Below are 19,443 nucleotides of genomic sequence, written 5' to 3' on the forward strand. Positions count from 1 at the left end.
CTCCGGCCGGTTTCCCGGCCGGAGGTCATCGTGCTGGCCGACTCAGATCTGCATCGGGTCGATGTCGCAGTTGGCGCGGTGGTTGAACTGCGCGTCCGCGGTCGCCGGGTGCTCCGAGCCGAGGACCTGGCGCAGCCGCTGCACGGCGTTCAGCTGGAGGCTGTCCGCTTCTTCGCCGCGCCCGAGCCCGCGCAGGTCGAGTGCCTGGTTGACCAGGAGCGCCAACGTCGACGGGTGGTCCGCGCCGAGCACGCGCTCGGAGCGTTCGAGGGTCGCCTGGTCGAGTGCGTAGGCGCCGTCGTAGTCGCCCGACTCGGCGAGGTCGCTCGCGTGGTTCGTCGCGCAGACCAACGTGAACGGGTGATCTTCGCCGAGCGCTTCGGTCATGTCGGCCAGCGCTCGTTCGCCCAGTTCGCGCGCCTGAGCGACCGAGCCGAGGAGGCGCAACGTGACCGCGAGGTTGGTCGCGGCGGCCACGCTGAACGGGTGCTTCTCGCCCCAGCTCGCTTCGTAGAGGCCCTTGACGTGGTCGCCGAGCCGCCGCGCCTCGGCGAGGTTGCCGTCCTGGCGGTGCTCGATCGAGAGGTCCATCGTCGCGGACATCGCGTCGGGATGGGATTCCCCGTACTTGGTGACCAGGCCGTCGGTGGCCTCCATGGCCAGGGTGAGCGCCTTCTTGTCGCGGTGCAGACCCGCCTTGCGGTAGGCGATCGCGAGGTTCTTGATGGCCGCCAGGGTCATCGGGTGCCGGCCGCCCAGCTGCGACCGCATCCGGCGGACGGTGTCTTCCTGCTCCCGGCGCGCTCGCAGGTAGTCGCCCGTCTCGCGCAGGTCGACCGACCAGTTGTCCAGGGTCAGCAGCGTGTGCCGGTGGTCCGGGCCCAGGACGGTCTGCTTGCGCTGCGCCGTCCGCTCGTCCAGGTCGCGAGCCGCGGCGAAGTCGCCGACCAGCCGCAGGCTGAGCGCGTAGTTGTTGGCCGCGGCGAGCGTGTCCGGGTCTTCGTCGCCGAAGCGGTCCAGCGCGCTCAGGTAGGCGAACTCGTTCATTTGGCGCGCCCGCTCGAAATCGCCCTTGGCCCGCAGGTCCGAGGCGACACCGTGCATGGTGAGCAGCGTTTCTTCGTGCGTTTCGCCCAGCGTTTCCTGCATCAGCGCCAAGGTCCGCTCCGCGACGGTGCGGCCTTCTTCGAACCGGCCGAGCGCCCGGAGCATGCGTCCCCACCAGCGTGAGACGACGAGCGTGTCGGGGTGTTTCTCGCCGAGCTTTTCGTTCCAGAACTGCGCGTAGTCCTGAGCCATCTCCAGGGCGCCCGCCGGGTCACCGAAGGCGAAGAGGTAGTTGACCGCGTTGATCGCCATCCGGCGCACCCAGCGGTCGGTGCAGTTGCGGGCGTCGACAGCCCGGATGTGCGGCAGCAGGTCGGCGTAGCGCGACCAGTACTCCACCGAGTCGGGCTGCTTCGGGTCACGGTTGGCGAGCAGCAGGTGGGCGGTGTGGCGCACCCGCTCCTGGTCGTCCGGCCCGAGTTTGTTGCGCAGCACCAGCTGCACGAGGCGGTGCAGCTGAAGCGTGTCGCTGCGGTGGTCGATCTTGGCGAGGCTGTAGCGGTTGATCTCGCGGATCGCGCGGCCCAGCTGGATCGGATCGCCCAGGGTCTGCTCGAGCGCCTCGGAGGTCGGGACGTTGCGGACACCGCTGAACATCGCCCGCGGAATGGGTTCCGGCGAAAAGAAGGCGCACACTTCGAGCAGTTCCAGCGCGCCGGGGTTCTCTTCGCGCAGCCTGTCCAGCGAAACGTTCCACGCGGCTTCGACCGCGACGTCGTAGTCCGCCGGCGGCCGGGACTGGAGCAGTTCGGTGCGCTTGTTCTCGAACAGTTCCAGGTACTCGTCGGTCGCCATGCCGGTTTCGGCGCGCCAGGCCGCGGCCTGCTCGACGGCCAGCGGCAGGTCGCCCAGCACGGTGGCCAACCGGTCGGCGTCTTCGTCGGCGAGGTCGTGGTTGCGCCGCTGCAGCAGTTCCCGGCTTTCCGACCGCCGGAAGACGTCCACCTCGACGGCCTGCGAAACCTCGGACCACTGCGGGTTCCGGGACGTCACGAGGATGTGGCCCTCACCGCGCCGCGGCCAGAACTTGCGGACGTCCTCGGTCCGGTCGGCGTTGTCGAACACCAGCAGCCAGCGGCGATACGGTTCGCCGCTGCCCAGCGCCTCCAGCACGGCGGGCACCGCGGTGTCCACGGACTGCTCCACGGGAAGATCGAGGCGCTTCGCCAGTTTCACCAGCGACGCCTGGATTTCCGACGGGTTCTCCGAGGGGATCCACCAGATCAGGTCGTATTCTTCGGCGTGCCGGTAGACGTATTCCACGGCGATCTGGGATTTGCCGATACCCCCCATCCCGTGCAGCGCACCCGGCAGTACAGCCGTACGGGTTGACTTGGAGAGTTCACCGTGCAACGCCCGAAGGATGTCCCCGCGTCCGATGAAGTTGACGTTGCGCAGCGGAACTCCGCCCCAGACGGCGGGCTGCTGGCCGGAGTGGCGGAGCTCAGTGCCCGGCTCCGAACGCGTGGTCGTCACTGAGATCCCTCGAGGGTTGATCGGTTCAGTTTGCGGGTCGGACCCTACCGGATGCTTGCCTAGTCTTGTTTCTAGGCCTTGGGAAGGTGAAGTCGTCCCCGCCCCGGCATCGTTACGAGACTCCCGAAACCGTTCCAAGGCATCACCCAATCGGTTCGCCCTCCGGGTGTACGGTCCCGACAGGGCTCTCAGAACGTCACGTTGAACAGTCAACAGCGGTTCAGTTCGGGACGTAACCACCGGTAGAGTGGCGTCGTCCGGAGCGGCGAGCGCACCGCGCAGATTCGCCACCGCGGGCTCTTGCGGACCCAGGACGTCTTCGACCACCCGCTGGACCCGTGCGGTGTCCGCGCGCGACACCAGCGCCAGCAGCCGTCTCCGCAGTCCCGGGGCGAAGTCGTATTCGACGGGGCTTTCGCCGTCCGGATTCACGGGGACGCGGTGCAGCAACCGGCCCAGCTGGACCTCGGCCAGGTGCGCGGGCCGGGCCTGGGGCATCAGGGTGCCGTGCACCGCCTGCATCACGCGCAGCGTGAGCGGGGCCGCGGCGAGCAGCCCGGCCAGCCGGATCGCGGGCGAGGTGCCCGTGGCGAGGAACTGGTCGAGTCTTTCCGCGGGCGACGGTGGTTCTTCCGCCTGCTCCGAGTCGTGCGCGAGGTCTTCGTCGGACGGCGGGACCAGCACCGGAAGGCGGATCCCGGACGTGCCGGAGATCAGTTCGGCCCAGCGGTGCACGTGTCGGGGTTCCAGCTCCAGCACCGGAATCGGGTTCGGGGTGCCGGGCCGGACTCCGCGCACCGCCTGTGACACCACGCGCACGCCTGTCCAGTTCCAGCGTTCGGCCGGCAGCGGGTGGAAGAGCGTCACCTGGCACGTCTTGGCCCACAGCGACAGGACCTCGAACATCGACCCGCTGCGCCACGCGGGGCCGACGCCGTCGCTGAGCACGACGATGACGCGCCGCCCGGTGGGGTCGGCCAATTGCGCGGGCTCGCACCCGGCGCCCGGTGCAGTTTCCACGGACCGCACGACGGAATCGTCAGTGTCCACCGAAACCGTCTTGACGTCGGAAAACGCGCCCTGCCTTTCCAGCAGGGCGCGAAAGGCGCGGGAAGTGCGTTCCCAGAGCACCATCGAAGAACCGCGGTCGACGACCAGGACGACCTCGAACGGGTGGCCTCGGGAAGGCCGGTGCACCGGTAACCAGACTTTGGTTTCCGCCGCGGCGATGGCGGTTTCTTCCTCGTCGAGTTCGGTGTGGTCTTTCAACCGGACGAGACGGTTCAAGGGTCGCAGTGCCTTCGCCAGTCCTTTGGGCAGGCTCGGCGGCACCGTGCGGGCGGGCGGTGTCGCCGGGGGCCTCCGTGCGCGCGGCCGCACCGGGACCGGTTCGAGGGGGAGCGGGGCCGGTTCCGGGTGGTCGGCCGGCCGGGCCGGGTCCGGGCGGCCCGGCGGCGGGTGTTCGACGCGGGGTTCCGGCGACGGCTCGGGTTCCGGCTCGGGTTCCGGGTCGGGCGGGGGCGGCGGCGGGCGTTCGGGACGCGGCGCCGGTTCCGTTTCCGCGCGCGGCGGTTCGCTCGCCGCGATGCGGGCGGCGAGCCAGACCGCGTCGGCGATCTCGTCCGCGCTGAGTGCCTCGGTGGCGAGGCGGTCGACCGGGTCGGCCACGCTCAGTCCGTTCCCCGGACGTTGAGCCGCCGCCACAGGGTGTCGCGCAGCACCTCCCAGTTCGCGTCGTGCTGGTGCGCGCCCGAGGTCGTCAGGTGCAGGGCGTTGAGCAGCTGGTCGTTGGCGAGGCCGCCTTCCTGTCCGCTGCTGGTGAGGAACTCGTGGATCAGGTCGTCGCTGCGGGCCGGCACGTCGCGGAAGTGCGCGGCGACCATGCTCACGAGCTCTTCGAAGCCGGGCTGCGGCATGTCGAGCCGCAGGCAGCGGCGCAGGAACGCGGGCGGGAAGTCCCGTTCGCCGTTGCTCGTCACCACCACGACCGGGAACGCGCGGCACTGCACGTGTCCTTCGCGCACTGTCGCCCGGCCGCCGCGGTCGTGCGTGAACACGGTGACTTCGGGCTGGGTGGCGGCGATCCGGGCCAGGGGCTGGATCTCGAAGTCGCCGTCCTCGAACACCGCCAGGAGATCGTTGGGCAGGTCGATGTCGGACTTGTCGAGCTCGTCGATCAGGAGGACTCGCGGCCGGTCGTAGGGGAGCAGGGCGGTGCCGAGCGGGCCGAGGCGGACGAACCCGCCGATGTCCGCGCCCTCTTCGGTGGCCGCGGCCTGGACGCGGCCGATGGCGTCGTAGGTCCACTGCCCGTCGCGGGAGATCGTGCGGCTGCTGATCGGCCAGCGCAGCACCGGCCCCAGTCCCAGCTCCCGCGCGATCTTGTAGGCCAGGCTGGACTTCCCGGTGCCGGGGTTGCCGGTGACCAGCAGCGGCCGCCGCAGGTACAACGCGGCGTTCACGGTCAGGATCTCCTCGAGCGTCGCGTCGCGCGCCGAGGCCACGGCCGGCACCCCGAGGCGGCGGACGAACTCGGCGTCGGCCACCGGCGGGACCGGCAGTGCGGGTCCGCCGTCGAAGGTCCGCCAGCTGGGCGGGGCGGGCAGCTCGGGGGCGTCCTCACCGGCCGGTGGCGGCAGCCCGTGACCGCGGTAGACGCACCATGGCGGGATCTCGGCTCCGCTCATCGGGCGGGCACCTCCTCGATCGGGGCCGCGGGCGGTTCCTGCGGCTCGACGGGTCTGTCCGGGTCGTCCCACAGGAGCGACACCCGGCTGCCCACGTGGGAATCGGGCCGGGCCGCCTGGCGGGCCCGGCTGCGCAGCAGGCGCAGGTGTTCGACGAGCTCGGGCAGGAAGTCGCGCAGGGACTTGATCTCCGCCTCGAACGCGGAGCGGGCGGCTTCGGTGCGGTGCCAGATCATCACCGGGATCCCGGTCCTCACCCCGACCAGCACCTCGCCGGGATCGGCGCTGTCGGGCACCGAACGCAGCACGAGTGACAGGACCTTCTTCTGCTCGGCCAGTTTCGCGTCGAGCGCGGTCAGGTGCCGCCGTTTCGCGCCGTCGCTCCACAGCCAGTGCTCTTCGGGCGTCGTCAGGCCGGCGGGCACCTTCTTGAGCAGGTCCCACCGCCGGCGCCACTCCCGGTGCCAGCGGGGCGAGCGCGCGCGGTCGAGGCTGCGGACGACCACCTGGTAGTGCAGGCCCAGCGGGCGCGGCAGTGAGCTGCCCGCCTCCAGGTCCCACTGGTCCACGGGCAGGCTCAGCAGCGAATACGGGAGCAGGAACTCGATCCGGATCGCGGTGGCGTCCTTGGCCCAGCCGGTCTCGGCCGCGGCGACCAGGTCGGCGACGTGCGCGCGGACGGCGTCGAGGTCGCCGGTGAACGGCTCGCTCCGGCGCGGCCGCCAGCCGGTCGGATCGTTGTGCCGCCAGTGCACGACGACGAGCAGGCCGGTGTCGAGGAGGTCCGGTTCGATGCGGACGACGAGGTAGGCGACAACCTCCTCCGGCGTCGCGGGTTCGGTGGCCTGCGCCAGCCGGACGGTGTTGATCTGCTCGGTCACGCCCAGCCGCGCGGCCTGGCGGTCGTTCCAGTCGCGCAGGCCTTCGGCGCGCTGGTCACCGGCGGCGGCCGCGAGATACTCGACGAACAGCAGCAGCGGCGGGATCCCGTCCGGCTGCGCGTTCATCCGTTCGAGCGTGGCCAGCGCGTCGGCGGGACGATGGTCGGCCGAGGTCAGCTCGGCGGCGGGCCCGGCGGCGGCGCGGACGAGCTCGGCCAGCCGGCTGCTGGGGTTCTCGCCGAGAAGGTTCAGCAGCTCCTGCCGATCGAACTCGGTGACGAGATCGAGCGCGGCCATGTCCTCGACGGCGGCCCGCGCGCGTTGCACGGGAATCGACCCGGGCTCCATCTGCTCGACGGCGTCGACGAAGGCCCCGAGCGCCCGAGGGTGCTGCCGCCGGCAGGCCTGGACGATGCCGATCAGGCAGGCCCGGGTGGTCGGCAGCTCCTCGACGACCAGCTGCATCCCGAGGTGATCGGCCAGGAGTTCCAGGCAGAGGCGCCGGCTGCCGGGGTCGCGCAGGGAGGGGATCTGCTCCAGGCAGTCGATGAGGAACGCCAGGGAGCTCGGGTGGTCAGAGCCGTTCCACGACGTCACCCAGCCCCCTCCCGCACCCTCCGGAAGTAACGGGATATCCCAGTAGTGGCCACCGGGACAACCGCTGAGGTGCTATCTCAACCGGACGGCCTATTGCGAGCGGCCGGACGGGTTGGACGTGATCATCTGCTTTGCCGCACGGCGAAGTGCCTCCGAGAGGGTAGCCGTCCGAGGCTGCACCGCTGATCACGGCGGTTTGAGTCACACTTTCATGAGACACAGAGGATGCCCGTCGCTGAGCAGCTCCGTGAGTTTCCCGGGGCGGACCCGACGTCGGCCGCGCTCACGTCCGAGTGGTTTCGGAGCGCATTTTGTAACGGTGTGATGTCGGTCGTATCGCCAGGCGCGTCCGAAACGATGAGCACGATGGTCTGTTCGGCGGTGAAGAAATGGGGGCGGCAGTGGCAAACGATGGCGCTGCTTCAGCACAGCGGAGTGCTGCGGTCGATCGAGCGGTGCGGTTGTTCCGGTTCCTCGCACGGAGCCAGCAACTCAAGTCCAACCCGCCTCGCACCACCGACAGCTACGAGTCCGTGCTGTGGTTCGGGCGCTTGCCCGAGCATCCCGCCATCCGCTCCGCCAACGCAGATGACTCCGCTGCTCTGCTGACGATCGAGCGGGTCGCGCATCACGAGGCCCCGGAACCCGAAGTGCAGCTGGAATCTTGGCTGGACGGCGAATGGGACGACCCGGTCACGCCGCCGACGCTGCGTGAATCACTGGCCGGGGGAGAGCGCTGCACCTCCATCGATGATGCGCCGGGAATCCGCGACGCCCATGCCGAATGGGAAGCTGCTTGGGCCGTCTGGGCCGAACACGAGCGCATCGACCGACCGGCGCGAAACGTCTACAACGAGCTCTTCGCCGCGTACGTCACCGCGACCGGGCACGCCGAAGAACTCGAACTGGTCGTCGGAGTGGGCTGCCTGTCGTGGGCGCCGCCAGGTGACTACGTCGTCCGGCGGCACCTCGTAACAGTCCCCGCCATGATCCACTTCGACGACGCCAATGGACGGCTGACCGTCCACCAGACCGAGGTCTCGGCCGGTTTGACCGTCGAACTGGAGATGCTCGATCCCGGCCGTGTGGCCAATCCGCCGCACGTCGTCCAAATCAGAAACGAAGCTCGCGAGTTCGACGCCTCCGTCGTGCACCGCGAAAGCGTGGGCGGCGTACTGCGCCGTCTGGTGAATGCCCTCGACAGTGACGCCGCCTATCTCGACGAGGACGAGCCGCAGAAGCCGGGCGCGCACGCCGTCGCGGCGTTCGCTCCCGCCCTGATCCTGCGCAGGCGTTCGACGCAGGGGATCGTTGACATCCTCGACTCGGTCGCCGACCAGCTCGGTGAGTCTGGTGTCGTTCCGGACGGCCTGCTCCCGCTCGTCGATCCCGACCACCGGCCGGCCTCGGAACGTTCACCTGAGCCGGGAGCGCTGGTGGAGGTCGACACGGACCCGTTCCTGCCGCTGCCGGTCAACGAACGGCAGTTGCGCGTGCTCAGCCAGGTCGACGCGAAGGCGCAGACCCTGGTCCAAGGCCCACCGGGAACCGGCAAGACCCACACTGTCGCGGCCCTGCTATCCCACCTGCTCGCGCAGGGCAAGCGCGTGCTGGTGACCGCGCACACGGATCGCGCTCTCAAGGAGGTGCGGACGAAGCTCCCACGGGCGATCGCACCGCTGGCCGTCTCGGTAGTCGGCTCCTCGCGCTCCGACCTGGCGGATCTCAAGGTCGCCGTGGAGCGGATCAGCCACGTGGCCGGCGAATACGACGCGGCGGCCGCCCGCCGGGTCGTCGATGACCAGCTCACGACGATCGAGGAACTCCGCTTGCGACGTGCCGCGTTGTACCGGCGCCTGCTCGACGCGCGAGGAGAGGAGGTTGTCGAGTTCGAAATCGGCGACTACCGTGGCACGCTCGCCGCCATCGCGCAGCGAATCGAATCGGAGCAGGACCGGTTCGGCTGGGTCGCCGAACTGATTTCCCCGAGCGTCGTCGGTCCTTCCCCGATTCCCGCCGGCCAGCTCGTCGAGTGGTACCGGAGTGTCCTGGACGACGAACTGGTGGGCGATGAGCCCGAGTCCCAGCTTCGGCTGATTCCCCTGGTCGATGTGCCCATCCCTGAGGTGTTCTCGTCGCTGGTCACAGCCGAGCGGCAGGCCATTTCGGCCGAGGAAAGTCACCGCGCCCTCACCCGCCACGCCGCGTTCGAGGGCGTGCGGCGACTGGACCTGTCGACGCGAACCGTGCTGCGACAGCGGCTCAACGGGTTCGCACGAGGGGCTGAGGAACTGTCACGCCGGCGTGAAGCGTGGATCAACGATTCGCTGGCCGACGTGCTTGCCGGGCGAGCCAACCACTGGCGGTCGCGGGCGGACCAGATCGTTCAGCTCATCGGTTACGCCGGCCCTCTGGTGACTCGCTTGGGCCCGCTCACCGACGTGCAGGTCGGCCCCGCAGACATGGGTGCGCTCGTCGGCTTGGCCAAGGCGCTGCGTGCGCACGTCGGAGGCGGCAACGCACTCAAGACGAATCCGGATGGGTCACCCAAAACGGGAGCGTTCGCCGCCAAGGCCGTCAAACAGGCACAACCCCTGTTCCAGGCGGTGCGGGTCAACGGTGTGCCACCGACCGGAGCGGACCAGCTCGACCTTTTCCTGACCTGGGCCGAGGCGTCGCGGACCCTCGACGCGCTGGACCGGGCGTGGCCGGACTCGGTGCGGATTCCCGTGGAAGACACACTGAGCGAACGACTGCAGTGGCACGTGACCGAACTGGCGCAGTTGCGCCGCGTTCTGGCGCTGGGGGAGACCCTCGAGACCGAGGAACGCGGCCTGGCGGGCCTGGGGCTCCCGCGCCCGAACTGGACCGATCTCGACGCCGTTCAGACTTACGCGCGGCTTGTCGACGCTGCGGCCGTGTCCGACGCCCGGACGGCCGCCACATCGCCGTTGCTGGAACTTGCCCGGACCGTCGGCGACGTGGCGCGGTGGGCGGACGCCGCTCCGTGTGTGAAGGACCTGGCGGCCGCCGTGGAGGAGCGCAGCCACGAGCGGTACGCGGTTGCCCGCCACCGGCTGGTCCGGCTGATCGAGGTCGCCGGGCTGGCGCGACGTCGCGATGAGATCGCGGCGGCCTTGGCGGACTCGCTGCCCGGTGTGTACGAGGCTGTGTCGGCGGATTCCCGCGACCCCGCATGGGTGAACAGGCTGGCGGACTGGGACGCGGCATGGGCCTGGGCCGCGGTGCAAGCCTGGGTTCTCGGACGCACCGGCGAGGACGTGAACGCCCTGCAGACCGAGGTGCTGGAGGTCGAGGCACAGCTGCGTGGCCGAGTCGAGAGGCTGGCCGCCGAACGCGCTTGGGGACACGCCGTTTCGCCGGAGCGGCTGTCCGGCAAGGCCCGCGCCGATCTCCTCCAGTACGCCCAGCTGGTCAAGCTGCTCGGCAAGGGCACCGGCATGTACGCGGACAAACGCCGGGCCGACATCAAAGCAGCGATGGACCGCTGCCGCCCCGCGGTTCCCGTCTGGATCATGCCGGTCTACCGGATCGCCGAACAGTTCCGCGTCCAACCGGACATGTTCGACGTCGTGATCGTCGACGAGGCGTCGCAAGCGGGTCTGGAAGCGACGTTCCTCCAGTACCTCGCGCCCAAGATCGTGGTGATTGGCGACGACAAGCAGGTTTCGCCCTCGGCAGTGGGCACCGACCAACAGCAACTGCGTGATCTCGCCGAGCAGTACTTGTGGGACGACCCGTACCGGGCGTCGTGGCAGGATCCCAAGCGCAGCCTCTTCGACGAGGCGAAGATGCGCTTCGAGGGTATGACCACCTTGGTCGAGCACCGGCGCTGCGTGCCCGAGATCATCGGCTTCTCCAATCGGATCGCCTATGAGCCCGACGGCATCCGGCTGGTGCCGGTGCGCCAGTACGGGGCGGATCGCCTGGAGCCGATCAAGGCGGTGTTGCTCGAGGACGGCTACGAGCGCGGCGTGACCGACAAGGTGAATCCGGTGGAAGCGGACGCCATCGTCGATCGGATCGAAAAGTGCGTCACTGATCCTCGGTACGACGGGCTCACCTTCGGTGTCGTGTCGTTGCTCGGCCGTGCCCAGGCGAGGAGGATCGAGAAGCTTTTGCTGGAACGCATCCAGCCCGAGGAGTGGAAGGCACGCGAGCTGCGGTGCGGCGACTCGGCGGATTTCCAGGGCTCGGAGCGCGACGTGATGTTCCTGTCGATGGTGAAGGCGCCGGAGCCCGGGAAGCGGATCGGCTCGCTGACCCAGGACATGTACGTCCAGCGGTTCAACGTCGCTGCTTCGCGTGCCAAGGACCAGATGTGGGTGTTCCACTCCCTGCGCCTGTCCGACCTCGGCAACCCGGAGGACATGCGCTTCCAGCTGCTGGACTACTGCTACGCGTGGTCCGGGCGCACGGAGGGCGTCGACGACGCGAGGCACACCGCCGTACACGAAGACCAGAAGGTGGAGCCCTTCGATTCGTTGTTCGAACAGCGCGTGTTCAACCGCCTCGTGGACCGCGGGTACAGCGTCGTTCCCCAGTTCCCGGCTGAGGGCTACCGGATCGACCTGGTGGTCGTCGGTCGTAAGGCGCGGCTGGCGGTCGAATGCGACGGCGACGCGTGGCATGGGCCGGAGGCCTACGAGCGCGATCTCGCTCGGCAACGTGACCTCGAGCGGTGTGGATGGCGATTCTTCCGCATCCGTGAGTCGGAGTTCTATGCCGACCGGCCGGCGGTTCTGGCCCGGTTGTGGGAGACGTTGCAGGAACTCGACATCCATCCGTCGGGATGGGCTCCGGACGCCGATGACCCTTCTGCCGCTGAGCCACGTCTGCCGGAAGTCGAGCCCGTGCTCATCCCGCGGCTCGAGGGCGTGCCGGAACCGGTCGGGTCCGAACCGGACACGATCGAGCCGGTCGCTCTCCAGCAGGTCGTGGCCGTATCGGCGGCGACCGAGCCTTTGGGCGTGGCGTCGGAACGCGTGGTGGCCATCGTGGGAGCGCCTGAACTGGAAGTCCTGGAGCAGGAGGACGACTCGAAATTCACAAAGGCAGAGGCGCCGGTGTCTGCGACCGCGGCCTCGCTGCTCGCAGCTTACGGCCATTTCGACGGCACGGTGATTCAGGTGGGCCCCGCGTCACGGACGGAATTGCTGGACGGTCTCGTGCGCATCGTCGAGGCCGAGGGGCCGGTGCTGGGCGGTCGGCTGCAGACCGCCTACGTCCGGGCGTCCGGCGCCGTGCGGGTCACCAAGCTGGTCGCGAGCGAGGTGAACAAAGCGATCGCACAGGCGGTCCGCGAGGGGCAGCTCGTCGAGGACAATCCCCTCAGTGAGCGCGGGATCAAGCCGCGCACGTACCGGCTACCCGACCAGCCGGAGGTACGCCTGCGTTTGTTGGGACCCCGGTCCTTCGACGAGGTCCCTCCGAGCGAACTGGCAGCACTGTTCGACTACGTCACGGAACGGGATGGGAACCTCGGTGAGGAGGCGCTGCAGCGGGCAGTACTGGAACTGCTCGGCCTCAAGCGTCTCACCGACAACGTCAAGATTCGTTTCGCCGCGGTGCGGGCTACCCGGTCCTGACGAACGAACGGGCCCAGCCGATCCGAAGAATCAGCCGGGCCCGTCAGCAATGCACCATCAGTCCAGATCGAACCGGTCCAGCTCCATGACCTTCGTCCAAGCCGCCACGAAGTCCGACACGAACTTCTCGCGCGCGTCCTCGCTTGCGTACACCTCGGCCAGTGCCCGCAGCTGGGAGTTCGCTCCGAACACCAGGTCGACCGCCGTGGCGGTCCACTTCAGCTTGTCCGTCGACGCGTCCAGGATCTCGTACACGTTCTCCTCGGACTCCGACGCCTTCCAGCGCGTGCCCGGCGAGAGCAGGTTCGCGAAGAAGTCGTTCGTGAGCGCGCCCGGCCGGTCCGTCAGGACGCCGTGCGAAGAACCGCCCGTGCCCAGGGCTCGCAGGCCACCGACCAGGACCGTCATCTCCGGGGCCGTCAGGCTCAGCATGTACGCGCGGTCGACCAGGAGCTTCTCCGGCTGCTGCTTCTCGCCCGTCCGCAGGTAGTTGCGGAACCCGTCGGCGCGCGGCTCGAGCACCTTGAACGAGTCCGTGTCCGTCTGGTCCTCGGTCGCGTCCGTGCGGCCCGGGTGGAACGGCACGGTCGTCTCGACGCCGGCGTCGCGCGCCGCCTTCTCGACGGCCGCCGAACCCGCCAGGACGATCAGGTCGGCCAGCGAGATCTTCGCGCCGCCGGCCTCGTTGAACTCGCGCTGGATGCCTTCGAGGGCCGAAAGGACCGTCGTGAGCTGCTCGGGCTGGTTGACTTCCCAGCTCCGCTGCGGCTCGAGGCGGATCCGGGCGCCGTTCGCGCCACCGCGCTTGTCGGTGGAGCGGAAGCTCGCGGCCGACGCCCACGCCGTGCCGACCAGCTGCGCGGTCGTGAGGCCGGACTCGAGCACCTTCGCCTTGAGGGCGGCGATGTCGGCGTCGCCCACGAGGTCACCCTCGACGGCCGGCACCGGGTCCTGCCACAGCTGCGGCTCGGCGACCCACGGGCCCAGGAACCGGCTGGCCGGGCCCATGTCGCGGTGCAGCAGCTTGTACCACGCCTTGGCGAACGCCAACGCGAACTCGTCCGGGTGCTCCAGGAACCGGCGGGAGATCGGGCCGTAGACCGGGTCGAAGCGCAGCGACAGGTCCGTCGTGAGCATGGTCGGCTTGTGCTTCTTGTTCGGGTCGTACGCGTCCGGGATGATCTCCGGCGCGTCCTTGGCGACGTACTGCTTGCCGCCGCCGGGGCTCGTCGTGAGCTCCCACTCGTAGCCGAAGAGGATCTCGAAGAAGCGGTTGCTCCACTCGGTCGGCTTGTCCGTCCACGTCACCTCGAGGCCACTGGTGATCGCGTCCGCGCCCTTGCCGCTGCCGTGGGTGCTCAGCCAGCCGAGGCCCTGCGACTCCAGCCGCTCGCCCTCGGGCTCCGGGCCGACGTGGTCGTCGGCGACACCGGCGCCGTGGGTCTTGCCGAAGGTGTGGCCGCCGGCGATGAGGGCGACGGTCTCCTCGTCGTTCATCGCCATCCGGGCGAAGGTCTCCCGGATGAAGTGGGCCGCCGCCTCGAAGTCCGCGCTGCCGCGGGGGCCCTCGGGGTTGACGTAGATGAGGCCCATCTCGGTCGCGCCGAGGTCGGGCACCATCTCGGTGTCGGTCGCGTAGCGGTCTTCACCCAGCCAGTCCTCTTCGGTGCCCCAGAAGATCTCTTCGGGCTCCCAGGTGTCGACGCGGCCGAAGCCGAAGCCGAAGGTCTCGAAGCCCATCGACTCCAGCGCGACGTTGCCGGCCAGCACCAGCAGGTCGGCCCACGAGATCTTCTGGCCGTACTTCTGCTTGACCGGCCACAGCAGGCGGCGCGCCTTGTCGAGGTTGGCGTTGTCGGGCCAGCTGTTCAGCGGCGCGAAGCGCTGCCCGCCGTCACCGGCGCCGCCGCGGCCGTCGTGGATGCGGTAGGTGCCCGCGGAGTGCCAGCTCATCCGGATCATCAGGCCGCCGTAGTGGCCGAAGTCCGCCGGCCACCAGTCCTGCGACGTGGTGAGGACGCCGGCGATGTCCTGCTTGAGGGCCTCGACGTCGAGCTTCGCGAACTCCTTGGCGTAGGCGAACTTCTCGCCCAGCGGGTTGCTCTTCGCCGAGTGCGCGTGCAGCACCGTCAGGTCGAGCTGGTTGGGCCACCAGTCCTTGTTGGTGCGCGGACGGCCACCCGTCTTCACGGACGGGGCGTCGATCGCCGGGTTCTCGCTCTCGCTGCCGTGCGCGGTCACCGAGTCGTGCGCGACCGGGCAACCGGCGTTGTCCTGGGTGTTGCTCATCTACTTCCTTCCGAGGCGGCAATCATGGGGAGGTTCGGGTCGGCCGCGCAGCCGGGGCAGGTGCCCCAGTAGACGACCTCCGCTTCGTCGATCACGAAGCCGTGGTCGTCCGAAGCGGTCAGGCACGGGGTGTGGCCGACGGCGCACTCGACGTCCGCGATGGCACCGCAGGTGCGGCACACGACGTGGTGGTGGTTGTCCCCGACCCGGGACTCGTACCGGGCGGTCGCGCCCGCGGGCTGGATGCGCCGCACCAGGCCGGTGTCGGTCAGCGCCCGCAGGACGTCGTAGATCGTCTGGTGCGACACCGTCGGGTGCTCGGCCCGCACCAGCGCGATCACCGTCTCGGTGTCGACGTGCGGGTGGTCGTGCAGCGCGGTGAGCACGGCCAGTCTCGGCCGCGTCACCCGCAACGAGACCGCCCGCAGCTGCGCCTCGAAGTCGGTCATCACGACGGCCACCCTAGGGCGCTTGTCTGGAATGAGTCAAGTTACGGCGGGGGGAATTTTCATGATCGTGTCACCGAGGGTGACAGGTTCGGCGGCACCCTGTCACCGGGACGGCGTACTGTACCGCGCCGCCGAGTGGTCCGCACGGCGGCGCCGGGGCCCGCGGGGGAATGGGGCAGACCCCGCTGTGTCGAGGGGCAACGCGCGCGCATTACCCGGGGGTGCCGTCGTACTTTCGATGGAGAAGATCACTTCGCATTCCATGAAAGGATTTCACAATGGCGCGGAATTGGACCAGAACTGTTCTGACGATGGCGGCCGCGGCTTCGTCGATGAGCCTGCTCGGCGCCGTTCCGGCGACCGCGGCGGCGACGACCCGGCATTGCGTGCTGAATTCGGTGACCGGTGTGCAGCACTGTTCTTCGGGCACGCAGCGCTCGGCGGCCGTCGAGCAGGAAGCCGGCCAGGTCGTGCAGGGCACCTTCTTCGACGGTCCCGACTACACGGGGAACTCGCTGACGATCACCGGACCCGAACTGTGCAAGAAGGACGGCTGGGTCAACTGGCAGTTCGACCTCGGCGACGACTGGAAGAACAAGATCAGTTCCGTGCAGCCGTGGGGTGACTGCTGGGTCTGGCTCTACCCGGAGCCGAACCTCGGCGGCGACCGGGACGGCCCGTTCAAGGAGAACACCGGCAACGTGGGGTCCTTCATGGACGACCGCACCCAGTCCATCGGTTTCAGCTGAGCGAAGGAGTGACCACCATGACCAGCAAGCGCACCGCGTGGACGGCGGCGGGCCTCGGCCTGCTGACCGCCGCCGGCCTCGTCCTCACGGCCCCCGGCGCGTCGGCCGACGGCCAGCCCACCGCCCGGGAACTGCTCGACAAGTGCAACAACGGCACGGACTCGTGCGTGTTCCACCCGGCCGGCCCGCCGGAGGAGCACACCGGGGCCGGGCACCAGGTCGGCGAAGCGGCCTTCAACTGCACCGGCGACCTGCAGCGCAGCACGGTGAACTGGTCCGACACGACCGGGGAGTCGAACAGCTTCGGCGTTTCCCTTTCGGCCGAATACGGATTCTCGGAAGTGTTCAAGGTTTCGATCGAGACGTCGTACCAGCACACGTGGGAGTCGTCGCACACCGAAGGGCAGGCGACCAACGTCGACGTCCGGCCCGGGGAAAAGGGCTGGGTGGAACGCGCGCCGAAGATGCAGAAGGTGCACGGCACCTACGAAATGCATTTCCCGGACAAGTTCTACGACCACTACATCTGGTACCAGGACTTCGACGCGGACGGCCCGGTGCCCGGCTCGACCGGGGACATCACGCAGCACACCGCGCCGATGACCGACCAGGAGCGCGCCGAGCACTGCGGCTGAGCTCCCCCGGCCGCCGCCGGGCGAGGGGTCCGGCGGCGGCCGGTTCGCGCACCCCGGGAATCATTCCCGGGCGCCGGACGCTGGGGTGGGTGTGAAGAAGATTGGCTTCCTTTCGTTCGGCCACTGGTCGGCGAGCCCGCACTCCGAGACCCGGTCCGCCGCGGACTTCCTGCACCAGTCGATCGACCTGGCGGTCGCGGCCGAGGAGCTCGGCGTCGACGGCGCGTACTTCCGCGTGCACCACTTCGCGCGGCAGGCGGGCAGCCCGTTCCCGCTGCTCTCGGCGATCGGCGCGCGCACCTCGAAGATCGAGATCGGTACCGGCGTGATCGACATGCGCTACGAGAACCCGCTGTACATGGTCGAGGACGCCGGCGCCGCCGACCTCATCTCGCGCGGCCGGCTGCAGCTCGGCGTGAGCCGGGGCTCCCCCGAGCAGGTGATCGAGGGCTGGCGCTACTTCGGGTACGCCCCCGCCGACGGCGAGACCGACGCGGACATGGCCCGGGAGCGCGTCGAGGTCTTCCTCAAGCTGCTCGAGGGTGACGGCTTCGCGCAGCCGAACCCGCGGCCGATGTTCGCCAACCCGCCCGGGCTGCTGCGGCTCGAGCCGCACTCCGAGGGCCTGCGCGAGCGCATCTGGTGGGGTTCGAGCTCGAACGCGACCGCCGTCTGGGCCGCGAAGCTCGGCATGAACCTCCAGAGCTCGACGCTCAAGGACGACGAGACGGGCGAGCCGCTGCACGTCCAGCAGCGCAAGCAGATCGAGGCCTACCGGGAGGCGTGGACGGAAGCGGGGCACGCGCGCGAGCCGCGCGTGTCGGTCAGCCGCAGCATCTTCGCGCTGACGAACGACCAGGACCGCGCGTACTTCGGCCGGGACCGCAGCTCGCGTGACCAGGTCGGCATGATCGACGAGAACACCCGGGCGATCTTCGGGCGCTCGTACGCCGCCGAGCCGGACGAGCTGGTGCGGGAGCTGAAGGAGGACGAGGCGGTCCAGGCCGCGGACACCCTGCTGCTGACCATCCCGAACCAGCTCGGCGTCGACTACAACGTCCACGTGCTGGAGAGCATCCTGACGCACGTCGCCCCGGAGCTGGGCTGGCGCTGAGCCGGCCGCCGGCCTGGTGGTGGCGGCCACCGGGCCGGACCGGTCAGCTGTGGGAGACGGTCAGGCCGTAGAACCCGACCCGCGCGCCCTTGGTCGTGCTGCTCGACGAGGACTGGTTGTACGAGCCCGCCTTGAAGTACTGCTTGTACGCCTTGAACGACGACGGGATCGAGTAGTGGGTGGTGCTGCCGTTGACCGTCAGGTCGATGGTGTTGCCGCCGGAGATCCCGATCGTGTAGGTCCAGGTCTTGCCGACCGCCACGTGCCCGACGGTGTGCGACGTCTGGCCGCCGTCGGGGGAGTTCTCCGTGCCCAGCACGATGTCGCCGCTGGACCGGTAGTACAGCTCCAGCAACGGTTTCGTCGACGACCCGCCGGTGCCGAGGTGGACCTGGCCGACGCACACGTTCGACGTCACCGACACCACGCGCAGCGTCGCGCTCAGCTTGTGCGACCCGCTCAGCGACCAGTTCGCGGCCGAGCCGTCGCGGTTCATCTCGCGCAGCTCGGACCGCGCGTAGTTCGAGTTCGGGGTGGTGACGCCCTTTTCCGGCGCCCAGAACGTCATCGCGCCGTCCCGGGTGTCGGTGTAGAAGTAGCTGTCCTGGAAGCCGTTCGCGCCCTTGAGGCGGGACGAGGAGATGGTGGTCGGCGACCCGGGGGAGCCGACCGGCTCCTGCAGCTGCCAGATTCCCAGGTCGAAGTTGCCACCCGGGGCGACGGAGGGGTCGGCCGCCTGCGCGGGGAGGGCTGATCCGGCGATCAGGGCCGGCACCGCCAGCAGGACGAGCAGGGAACGCACGCGCATCGAGGATGTCCTTTCACGGGATAAATGGTCTGGACAACTCGGCGGCGTGTGAAAACGTTAAGACGGCATCGGCATGATGTCAAGGATTGACAGCCGCTACCGCGTATGCCGCCGGCTCGCCACTCGTGTCGGACAAAAACCAACCATCGTCGTCAAATGGTCAGGAAGCGACTTTCGTAGCTAACCGCGACCACGGCCGGTCTGGTCTGCTCCCGGGTACCACCTTCCAGGTCCCCGAAGGGAGATGTTCATGCAGGTAGACGGACGTTCCGTGGTCCGGCGGGCCGCACGGGCCCTCGCCACGGCCGCGGCCTTCGCCGTTGTCGCCGCACCCGGTGCGTCGGCTGGTGACCCGCGAATCGTGGGCGGCACGCCGACCACGATCGACGAGTTCCCGGCCACCGTGATCTTCAACGTCAACGGTGCGCAGCACTGCGCCGGCACCCTGGTCGCGAAGAACAAGGTGCTGACCGCCGCGCACTGCACCGACGGCGTCGAGGCATCGCAGATGGAGATCATCGGCGGCCAGACGAAGTTCAGCGACACCTCCGGTGCGAAGGCCGGGGTGAGCGACGTCTGGCAGAACCCGGACTTCACCATGAGCGGGATGCAGCACGACAACTCGGTGCTGACGCTCGACAAGGACCTGCCGTACGAGCCGGCCACGCTGGTGCAGTCAGCCGACGACGCCGCCTACCAGGCGGGCAAGGACGTCACGGTGGTCGGCTGGGGCACGACGTCGGAGGGCGGCGACGTCTCCGACACGCTGCTCAAGGTGTCGGTGCCGGTGGCGGACAACGACACCTGCGCGGAGAAGTACAGCGCGGGCAGCTCGACCTACGACAAGGCGTCGATGTTCTGCGCGGGCGTGCCCGAAGGCGGCAAGGACTCCTGCCAGGGCGACTCGGGCGGCCCCGCCTACGTCGACGGCAAGCTCGCCGGCATCGTCTCGTGGGGCGAAGGCTGTGCGCGCAAGGACTTCCCGGGCGTGTACACCAACGTCGGCAACGACTACTCGGTGATCAGCTCGCACCTCGGCTGA

Annotated in this window: 11 protein-coding genes; 5 read left to right on the forward strand and 6 right to left on the reverse strand. The window is 69.2% G+C overall.

The genetic code is table 11. The features are described 5' to 3' along the window. Positions 1–42: 42 nt before the first annotated feature. The 3 genes from fxsT to AB0C38_RS07265 are packed head-to-tail and all read right to left on the reverse strand — an operon-like array spanning position 43 to position 6,748. A complete protein-coding gene (gene fxsT / locus AB0C38_RS07255; RefSeq protein ID WP_360667976.1) occupies positions 43–4,251 on the reverse strand; it encodes an FxSxx-COOH system tetratricopeptide repeat protein in 4,209 nt (1,402 codons plus the stop codon). A 2-nt stretch (positions 4,252–4,253) separates the two neighbouring features. Beyond that, positions 4,254–5,270 carry a MoxR family ATPase gene (locus tag AB0C38_RS07260; protein ID WP_360667979.1) on the reverse strand — a complete coding sequence of 339 codons (1,017 nt, stop codon included), beginning with the start codon at positions 5,268–5,270 and terminating at the stop codon, positions 4,254–4,256. Next, the gene (locus AB0C38_RS07265) at positions 5,267–6,748 is read right to left on the reverse strand and encodes a hypothetical protein (RefSeq protein ID WP_360667982.1); all 1,482 of its coding nucleotides are present in this window, start codon (positions 6,746–6,748) and stop codon (positions 5,267–5,269) included. The genes AB0C38_RS07260 and AB0C38_RS07265 overlap by 4 nt, the downstream gene beginning before the upstream one ends. A 389-nt stretch (positions 6,749–7,137) precedes the next feature. Between AB0C38_RS07265 and AB0C38_RS07270 the strand changes: the two genes are divergently transcribed. Further along, positions 7,138–12,357 carry an AAA domain-containing protein gene (locus AB0C38_RS07270; protein ID WP_360667985.1) on the forward strand — a complete coding sequence of 1,740 codons (5,220 nt, stop codon included), beginning with the start codon at positions 7,138–7,140 and terminating at the stop codon, positions 12,355–12,357. A gap of 57 nt (positions 12,358–12,414) precedes the next feature. On the opposite strand, the gene katG is transcribed toward AB0C38_RS07270, so the two are convergent. Both katG and AB0C38_RS07280 read right to left on the reverse strand, forming a co-directional pair. Next, a complete protein-coding gene (katG, locus tag AB0C38_RS07275) occupies positions 12,415–14,646 on the reverse strand; it encodes a catalase/peroxidase HPI (RefSeq protein WP_360667988.1) in 2,232 nt (743 codons plus the stop codon). Continuing rightward, positions 14,643–15,095, reverse strand: a complete 453-nt coding sequence (locus tag AB0C38_RS07280; protein ID WP_360667990.1) for a Fur family transcriptional regulator — start codon at positions 15,093–15,095, stop codon at positions 14,643–14,645. Before AB0C38_RS07280 ends, katG begins: the two co-directional genes overlap by 4 nt. 311 nt (positions 15,096–15,406) lie before the next feature. On the opposite strand from AB0C38_RS07280, the gene AB0C38_RS07285 reads away from it, so the two are divergent. The 3 genes from AB0C38_RS07285 (at position 15,407) to AB0C38_RS07295 (ending at position 17,593) form a co-directional block, all read left to right on the forward strand. Continuing rightward, positions 15,407–15,844, forward strand: coding sequence for a hypothetical protein (locus AB0C38_RS07285; protein ID WP_360667993.1), 438 nt, complete (start codon positions 15,407–15,409; stop codon positions 15,842–15,844). 17 nt (positions 15,845–15,861) lie between these two features. Then, positions 15,862–16,479, forward strand: coding sequence for a hypothetical protein (locus AB0C38_RS07290; RefSeq protein ID WP_360667996.1), 618 nt, complete (start codon positions 15,862–15,864; stop codon positions 16,477–16,479). 91 nt (positions 16,480–16,570) lie between these two features. Beyond that, positions 16,571–17,593 carry an LLM class flavin-dependent oxidoreductase gene (locus tag AB0C38_RS07295; RefSeq protein WP_360667999.1) on the forward strand — a complete coding sequence of 341 codons (1,023 nt, stop codon included), beginning with the start codon at positions 16,571–16,573 and terminating at the stop codon, positions 17,591–17,593. Positions 17,594–17,636: 43 nt separating this feature from the next. Here the strand turns inward: AB0C38_RS07295 and AB0C38_RS07300 are convergent, their stop codons facing one another. Further along, on the reverse strand, positions 17,637–18,401 hold the full coding sequence (locus tag AB0C38_RS07300) for a polysaccharide lyase family 7 protein (protein WP_360668001.1): 765 nt from the start codon (positions 18,399–18,401) through the stop codon (positions 17,637–17,639). A 250-nt stretch (positions 18,402–18,651) separates the two neighbouring features. Between AB0C38_RS07300 and AB0C38_RS07305 the strand changes: the two genes are divergently transcribed. After that, complete coding sequence (locus tag AB0C38_RS07305; RefSeq protein ID WP_360668004.1) at positions 18,652–19,443, forward strand: serine protease; 792 nt, start codon at positions 18,652–18,654, stop codon at positions 19,441–19,443.

The organism is Amycolatopsis sp. NPDC048633 (assembly GCF_040650695.1).
Lineage (GTDB): Bacteria > Actinomycetota > Actinomycetes > Mycobacteriales > Pseudonocardiaceae > Amycolatopsis.